Source organism: Nitrospirota bacterium (genome assembly GCA_040757595.1).
Lineage (GTDB): Bacteria > Nitrospirota > Nitrospiria > Nitrospirales > Nitrospiraceae > JBFLWP01.
In genome coordinates, this window is sequence record JBFLWP010000003.1 from 159,335 (window position 1) to 166,772 (window position 7,438).

8 protein-coding genes are annotated in these 7,438 nt (G+C 65.8%); all 8 read left to right on the forward strand.

The window, feature by feature from the left end:
• The first annotated feature begins 47 nt into the window (after positions 1-47).
• Positions 48-803: a YebC/PmpR family DNA-binding transcriptional regulator gene (locus AB1411_04395; protein ID MEW6542833.1), complete on the forward strand. Its 756-nt coding sequence runs from the start codon at positions 48-50 to the stop codon at positions 801-803.
• Positions 804-914: 111 nt separating this feature from the next.
• The gene (gene ruvA / locus AB1411_04400; GenBank protein MEW6542834.1) at positions 915-1,517 is read left to right on the forward strand and encodes a Holliday junction branch migration protein RuvA; all 603 of its coding nucleotides are present in this window, start codon (positions 915-917) and stop codon (positions 1,515-1,517) included.
• Between the two features lie 18 nt (positions 1,518-1,535).
• Complete coding sequence (locus AB1411_04405; protein MEW6542835.1) at positions 1,536-2,045, forward strand: hypothetical protein; 510 nt, start codon at positions 1,536-1,538, stop codon at positions 2,043-2,045.
• Positions 2,042-3,046: a Holliday junction branch migration DNA helicase RuvB gene (gene ruvB / locus AB1411_04410; GenBank protein MEW6542836.1), complete on the forward strand. Its 1,005-nt coding sequence runs from the start codon at positions 2,042-2,044 to the stop codon at positions 3,044-3,046. The genes AB1411_04405 and ruvB overlap by 4 nt, the downstream gene beginning before the upstream one ends.
• Before the next feature lie 187 nt (positions 3,047-3,233).
• Entirely contained in the window at positions 3,234-4,316 is a 1,083-nt protein-coding gene (pheA, locus tag AB1411_04415) for a prephenate dehydratase (GenBank protein MEW6542837.1), read from the forward strand.
• A 52-nt stretch (positions 4,317-4,368) separates the two neighbouring features.
• On the forward strand, positions 4,369-5,451 hold the full coding sequence (gene hisC, locus AB1411_04420; protein MEW6542838.1) for a histidinol-phosphate transaminase: 1,083 nt from the start codon (positions 4,369-4,371) through the stop codon (positions 5,449-5,451).
• 23 nt (positions 5,452-5,474) lie between these two features.
• Complete coding sequence (aroF, locus tag AB1411_04425) at positions 5,475-6,488, forward strand: 3-deoxy-7-phosphoheptulonate synthase (protein MEW6542839.1); 1,014 nt, start codon at positions 5,475-5,477, stop codon at positions 6,486-6,488.
• 116 nt (positions 6,489-6,604) lie between these two features.
• A partial coding sequence (locus AB1411_04430) for a prephenate dehydrogenase/arogenate dehydrogenase family protein (GenBank protein MEW6542840.1) occupies positions 6,605-7,438 on the forward strand: 834 nt, incomplete at its 3' end.

Below are 7,438 nucleotides of genomic sequence, written 5' to 3' on the forward strand. Positions count from 1 at the left end.
TACAACGAGCCGCAAATCACGACAATTCAGGGGTATGGAGGGGTTCCATGGGCGGCCATAGTCACTGGGCCACCATCAAGCGGCACAAGTCCGCGCAGGACGCGAAGCGCGGCAGGATTTTTACGCGGATCATCCGCGAGTTGACCATCGCGGCCCGCTCGGGCGGCGATCCCGCCGGCAATCCCCGGCTGCGTCTGGCCGTTGCCAAGGCCAAGGACGCGAACATGCCGGGCGACACGATCAAGAAGGCGATCCAGCGGGGGACCGGCGAGTTGCCGGGCGTGACCTACGAGGAGTTCACCCTGGAGGGGTACGGGCCAGGGGGCACGGCCCTGCTCCTGGAAGTGACCTCCGACAACCGCAACCGCAGTGTGGCCGAGATCCGGAGCCTCCTCACGAAGAACGGCGGGAACATGGCGGAGGCCGGCGCGGTGGCCTGGCAGTTCCAGAAGAAGGGGCTGCTCGTCGTGGACAAGGCCAAGGTGGAGGAGGACCGGCTCATCTCGGTCGCCCTGGAGGCCGGCGCCGAGGACGTGCGGGTGGACGAAAAAGCCTTCGAGGTCGTCACCGCGCCCGGCGATTTCGAGGCCGTCAAGAAAGCCCTGGCCGACGCGAAGATCGAAGCGTCTCTGGCCGAGGTGACCTTCGTGCCGCAGAACCACGTGCGGCTGGAGGAGAAGGCGGCCGAGCAGATGCTCAAGCTCATGGAAATCCTCGACGAGCACGACGACGTGCAGAAGGTCCACGCCAATTTCGACATTCCGGACGAGGTGATGGAGAAAGTCGCAGCGGCGGCTGGCTAAAAGGCCGTGACGGGTGACGAGTGATGAGTGACAAGTTGCAGGCAAGTCATTCATCTTGCATCACTAAGTCGGCAGCGTTCACGCGTCACGCGTCACGCGTCACGTGATTCGATGATCGCGGCACTGACCGGCCGGCTCACCTTCAAGGCGCCCTCCCACGTCACGCTCGATGTCCACGGCGTCGGGTACGAGGTTTTCATCCCGCTGAGCACCTTTTACGCGCTGCCCGACGTCAACGAGTCCACCTCCCTCAGGATCCACACGCACCTCCGGGAAGACGCGATCCAGCTCTACGGGTTCCTCACGCACCTGGAGCGGGACGCCTTCGTGCTGCTGACCGGCATTTCCGGGATCGGCCCCAAGCTGGCCCTGAACGTGCTCTCGGCCCTGAGCGTGCCGGACCTAGTCTCCGCGGTGCAGGCCGGCGACGTGGACAAGCTGGCCACCGTGCCGGGGATCGGCAAGAAGTCGGCCGCCCGCATCGCACTGGAGCTCAAGGACAAGGTCCTCCGGCTCCATCCCGTGCCTTCGGCCGAGCCGGCGCAGCCGATGGGAGGGGCGAACCAGTTGCAGGATGACGCCCTGTCCGCGCTGGTCAACCTGGGCTACAAGCAGGCGGAAGTGAAGACGATCCTGAAGCGGCTGGCGCCTCAACCCTCGCTCTCGCTCAAGGACTTGATCCGGGACGCGCTGAAAGAGCTGGCCAAGGGCTGAGGGCCAGGGAGAGAAGCCATGAACCATGACGACCCTCGCGCGAATCGGTTCCGTCGCGTCGCCCTGGTCGTCGGCTTTTCCCAGGTGCTGCTGCTCCTCCCGGTCCCTCGGCTCGTCCTGGCGGCGGATGCGCCGGATCAGCCGAAGAGCATCCGGATGACCTGCGGGTCCTGCCCGAGCGGCTATGCCACGACCGGGGTGACGAAAGAGCCGGCCATCTGCAAGGAGGGCGACCATACGCTGGTCGAATGTGTGCCGCTGGGCGCCATGAACCTCCTGTCCGTCTGCGGCTCTTGCCCGGAGGGCTATGTCCAGGTCGGAAGCTCGACGGTGCCGGCGCGCTGCGGCGACATCGAGGGCGGACGCATGAGCCAGTGTCAGCTCCAGCAGATGGAACGGGCCCTGCCGGACCCGAGGCAGGGCGGGGTCTTCTGTCCGCCCAATTGCGCCGGCATCCTGCCGACGCCGGGGCAGGGCACGCTTGAGCGACCGCCGAAGTTTAAGCCTGCTCCCCAGGAATCCAAATGACCGACCGCATCCTCACCAACCAGATGACCGAGGAGGAGCGGGGCCTGGAGTCCACCCTACGGCCCCAGACGCTGGAGGACTACGTCGGCCAGGAGCGGATGAAGGAGTCGCTCCGCATCTGCATCGAGGCGGCCCGGCGCCGCAACGAAGCCCTCGACCACGCCATCTTCTACGGCCCGCCCGGCCTCGGGAAGACGACGATCGCCCACATCATCGCGCGGGAAATGGGCGTGGCGATCCGCTCGACCTCCGGGCTGGTCCTGGCCCATGCCGGAGACTTGGCCGCCGTCCTGACGAATCTCCAGGAGCGGGACGTGCTGTTCATTGACGAGATTCACCGGCTGCCGGCCTCCGTGGAGGAGGCCCTCTACCCGGCGATGGAGGACTATCAATTGGATCTCGTGATCGGCCAGGGCCCCTCGACGCGCACGATCAAGCTGGACCTCCCGCGGTTCACGCTGGTCGGGGCCACGACCCGCGCCGGCGCCCTGACCTCCCCCCTCCGCGAGCGGTTCGGGCTCGTCCACCGGTTGGACTTCTACGCCCCGGCGGAGCTGCAAGCGATCGTGACCCGCTCCGCCGGTCTCCTCGGCATTCCGATCGAGCCGGACGGTTCCGCCGAGATCGCCGGACGGGCCAGGGGGACCCCCCGCATCGCCAACCGGCTGATCAAGCGGGTGCGCGATTTCGCGCAGATCAAGGCCCAGGGACGGATCACCCGCGAGGTCGCCCGGGATGCCCTGGCCTGGCTGGGGGTGGACTCGGCCGGCTTCGACGAGATGGACCGGAAGATCCTCCTGACGATCCTCGAAAAATTCGGGGGCGGGCCGGTCGGGGTCGAGTCCCTGGCGGCGGCGGTGAACGAGGAACGGGACACGCTCGAGGACGTGTATGAGCCCTTCCTCATCCAGGCCGGCTATCTGGAGCGGACGGCCCGCGGTCGGCAGGTGACCAGGTTGACGTTCCAACACTTTGGAAAACAAAAGGATTTGCTGACTTAGCCTTGGGAAGTTCACAGTTTTCAGTGGTCAGTTTTCAGAGCGGAGTTCCAATGCCTGGCGCCTTTGGCTGAAAACTGACAATTGAGAACTGATTACTCTCTACGATCCTCCCAATCCCCTTGATAATCCTTGCAAAGCTCGCCCTGTTCCTGTAGCATGATCTGTCTTCGTACGCGCGGGGAAATTCGTGGGAAGCGACAAGGACATTCAGCAGTATCGCAAGGAGATTGACCGGATCGACGACGAAATCCTGCGGCTATTGAACGAACGATCGGAAAAGGTGATCGAGATCGGCAAGCTCAAGAAGCGGTCGGATCAGACGGCCAATCTCCACACGCCGCGGCGGGAGGCCGAGATCGTGGACCGCCTCATGCGCCAGAACCGGGGGCCATTTCCGAACGAGGCGATCCGGCCCGTCTACCGGGAGATCATGTCCGCGTCCCTTTCGCTGGAGGGGCCGCAAAAAGTGGCCTACCTGGGCCCGAGGGCCACCTTCACGCACCTGGCCTGCATTCAGAAATTCGGGTCCTCCGCCCAGTACGTGCCGGTCAACAGCATCAAGGAGGTTTTCAACGAGGTGGAGCGGGGCCGGGCCAACTTCGGCGTCGTGCCGATCGAGAACTCGACCGAGGGGGTGGTGAACCACACCCTGGACATGTTCATGGACTCCAACCTGCTCATCTACGGCGAGGTGCTCCAGGAAGTCTCCCATCACCTCCTCTCGAAGGCGGAGCGGATGGAGGACATCAAGAAGATCTACTCGCACCCGCACGCGATCGCCCAGTGCCGGCAGTGGCTGGAGACCAACCTGCCCCACGTGCCGGTGGCGGAGGTGCCGAGCACGGCGCGCGCCGCGGAGCTCTGCGCGGACGATCCGACGTCGGCGGCCATCGCGTCCGAATTGGCCGGCCAACTGTACGGGCTCAAGGTGCTCAAGGCCCGAATCGAGGACAACATCAACAACTTCACTCGCTTCCTGGTCCTCTCGCAGAAGCCGCCGGAGCGGACGGGCAAGGACAAGACGTCGATCATGCTGTCCGTCAAGGACAAGGTCGGCGCGCTCTACGAGCTCCTGCGCCCCTTCGCCTCCTACGGGCTGAACATGACCAAGATCGAATCGCGCCCCTCCCGGCGGAAAGCCTGGGAGTACATCTTCTTCGTGGACATCGAGGGGCACGTGGAGGAGGACCGGGTCAGAAAGGCGCTGGAGGAGATCAAGGGCCGGTGTCTGTTCATGAAGATTCTGGGGTCGTATCCCGCGCACAGTTGAGCAACGTGAAGCGCGGACGAGAGACGCTTCGCGAGAGACGCGCGACGAACTTATGGCGCTCAAGGTTCATCCCGACATCGCCTCGTTGACGCCCTACGTGCCGGGCAAGCCGGTGGAGGAGGTCGAGCGCGAGCTCGGCATCCCGAAGGCCGTCAAGCTGGCGTCCAACGAGAATCCGCTCGGCCCTTCGCCCAAGGCCCTGGCCGTGCTGGCCGAAGCGACCGGCACGCTCCACCGCTATCCGGACGGGGGCGCCCACCGGCTGCGCGCCGCGCTGGCCGACCGCTTCAAGCTGGCCATGGATCAGGTCATCCTGGGGAACGGGTCCGACGAGATCATCGGCCTGCTCGCCCGGGCGTTCCTGGCCCCCGGAGACGAGGCGGTCATGGCCGACGTCACCTTCCCGATTTACAGGATGGAAGTGACGGCCGCCCACGGGAAGCCGGTGATCGTGCCCTTGAAGGACTGGCGGCACGATCTCTCCGCCATGGCCGAGGCGGTGACGGATCGCACGAGGCTCGTCTTCGTCTGCAATCCGAACAACCCCACCGGCACGATGGTGGGGACGAACGAGGTGGCCGCCCTGATGGCCCGGCTTCCGGCCCACGTCATCACGGTGTTCGACGAGGCCTACTACGAGTACGTGCAGAGCCGGGACTTCCCGGACAGTCTGGGGTACGTGAAGCGGAACCGGAACGTCGTGGTGCTCCGGACCTTCTCCAAGGTGTACGGGCTGGCCGGCCTCCGGATCGGCTACGGTCTGACCACCCAAGAGATCGCCGACTACCTGAACCGCGTCCGGCCGCCGTTCAACGCCAACAGCCTGGCCCAGCGGGCCGCGCTCGCGGCGCTGGGGGATGAGGAGCACGTGGCCAGGAGCCGGACGCTCAACCGGACGGAGATGGCGCGGGTCCGGGACGGGCTCGCGGCCCTGGGGCTCCGGCCCGTTCCCAGCGAAGCCAATTTTCTCTACTTCGATGCGGGGCGGGGCGGCCGGGAGGTCTTCGAGGCCCTGCTCCGAAAGGGCGTGATCGTCCGGCACATCCAGGGAACGATGGTGCGGGTGACGATCGGGTTGCCGGAAGAGAATCAGCAGTTTCTGCAGGCGCTTACCACCGTCATGAAGCCGTCATAGAGGAAAGGCGAGGAAGGGAAACCATGATTATCGTGTTGAAGCCTGAAGCGACCGACCGGGAGATCGACCACATCCTCGATCGGCTCCGCGAATTAGGATTGAAATCGCACATCTCCAAGGGCGAGGAACGGACGATCATCGGCGTCATCGGCGACGACCGGATTCTCCAGAACCAGCCCTTGACCGTGTTCCCCGGGGTCGAGAGCGTGACGCCGATCCTGGCGCCGTGGAAGCTGGTCAGCCGGGAGTTCAAGCGGGAGAACACGGTCATTGACGTGCACGGAGTCAAGGTCGGCGGCAAGAAGCTGGCCATCATGGCCGGCCCCTGCGCGGTCGAGAAGCTGGAGCTGACGGTCGGCATCGCCCACGAGGTGAAGGCGGCCGGCGGCAACATCCTGCGCGGCGGAGCCTACAAGCCCCGGACCTCCCCCTACTCCTTCCAGGGACTGGGCCGCGAGGGGCTGGACTACCTCCTGGAGGCCAAGCGGCAGACCGGTCTGCCGGTGGTGAGCGAGATCCTGGACCCGCGCGACATGGAGCTGTTCCTCGAGAAGGCGGACATCATCCAGATCGGCGCGCGGAACATGCAGAACTTCGAGCTCCTGAAGGAAGTCGGGGCCTACGACAAGCCGGTCCTGCTCAAGCGCGGGCTCTCCGCCACGATCAAGGAGTTCCTCCTGTCCGCCGAGTACATCATGTCCCGCGGCAACCGCAACGTGATGCTGTGCGAGCGGGGCATCCGCACCTTCGAGACCCAGTACCGCAACACCCTCGATCTGGCCGCGGTACCGACCCTCAAGGAGCTGTCGCACCTGCCCGTCATCGTGGACCCGAGCCATGCGACCGGCAAGTGGAACCTGGTGGCGCCCATGGCCAGGGCCGCGGTTGCGGCCGGCGCCGACGGGCTGCTGATCGAGGTCCACTCCAACCCCGAATGCGCCCTGTGCGACGGGGAGGAGTCCATCAAGCCGACCAAGTTCAAGGACCTGATGCAGGACCTCGCGAAGATCGCGCAGGCCGTCGGGCGGGAAGTCTGAGGCGGTGACGAGTGATCGGTGATGAGTGACGAGTTGACCGGAAAGGCGGTGCTAAGACTCGACCGGCCGGAAGAACTCTTCATGCTCATCACCCCTCACCCCTCACCCATCACACCATGAGCCTGCATTTCAAGAAGGTGGCCATCGTCGGGGTCGGGCTGATCGGCGGCTCGCTCGGGATGGTGTTGAAGCAGCGGGCGATGGCCGACACGATCGTCGGGATCGGCCGCCGGATCGAGAACCTGAAGGCGGCGGTCGAGCTGGGCGCCATCGACCGGTACGTGACGGAGCCGCGCGACGGCGTGCGCGGCGCGGATTTCGTGGTGCTGGCCACGCCGGTGGACACCTACGAGCGACACCTCAAGGACTGGGGCGGGTGCCTGGAGCCGGCCGCCATCGTGAGCGACGTGGGGAGCGTGAAGGGACGGCTGGTCGAGCTGGCGGAGAACCTGATCGCCGGGCGGGCCCGGTTCGTGGGGGCCCATCCGATCGCCGGGAAGGAGAAGACCGGCGTCGCCGCCGGTTCCGCGGCCCTCTTCAAGGGCGCCCGCTGCATCCTGACCCCGACGACGCGCACCGATCTCCGTGCGCTGGAAACCGTGCGGGCGGTCTGGGAGGCGGCCGGCTCGGTCGTACTGACGATGGAGCCGTACCTCCACGATCGGGTGCTCGGTGCGGTCAGCCACCTCCCGCACGTGGCCGCCTTCTCCCTGATCAACGCCCTGACCGAAGTCCAGGAGGGCTTGGGCCCCGGCCAGGACCTGCTGGCCTTTTCGGGCGGAGGGCTGCGCGACACGACTCGCATCGCCGCCAGCTCGCCGGAGATGTGGCGCGACATCTGTCTGTGGAACCGGGAGAACTTGGTCGAGTTCATCGAGGTCTATGAGCGGCACCTGGGCCGTCTCAAACAGTTGATCAAGGCCGGGGACGGGCCAGGCATCGAGCAGGAG

Bases quoted from the DNA above. Each gene is read 5' to 3' on its own strand.
- ruvB (MEW6542836.1), top strand. From the start codon at position 2,042: ATGACCGACCGCATCCTCACCAACCAGATGACCGAGGAGGAGCGGGGC.
- ruvA (MEW6542834.1), top strand. From the start codon at position 915: ATGATCGCGGCACTGACCGGCCGGCTCACCTTCAAGGCGCCCTCCCAC.
- AB1411_04405 (MEW6542835.1), top strand. From the start codon at position 1,536: ATGAACCATGACGACCCTCGCGCGAATCGGTTCCGTCGCGTCGCCCTG.
- hisC (MEW6542838.1), top strand. From the start codon at position 4,369: ATGGCGCTCAAGGTTCATCCCGACATCGCCTCGTTGACGCCCTACGTG.
- AB1411_04395 (MEW6542833.1), top strand. From the start codon at position 48: ATGGGCGGCCATAGTCACTGGGCCACCATCAAGCGGCACAAGTCCGCG.
- aroF (MEW6542839.1), top strand. From the start codon at position 5,475: ATGATTATCGTGTTGAAGCCTGAAGCGACCGACCGGGAGATCGACCAC.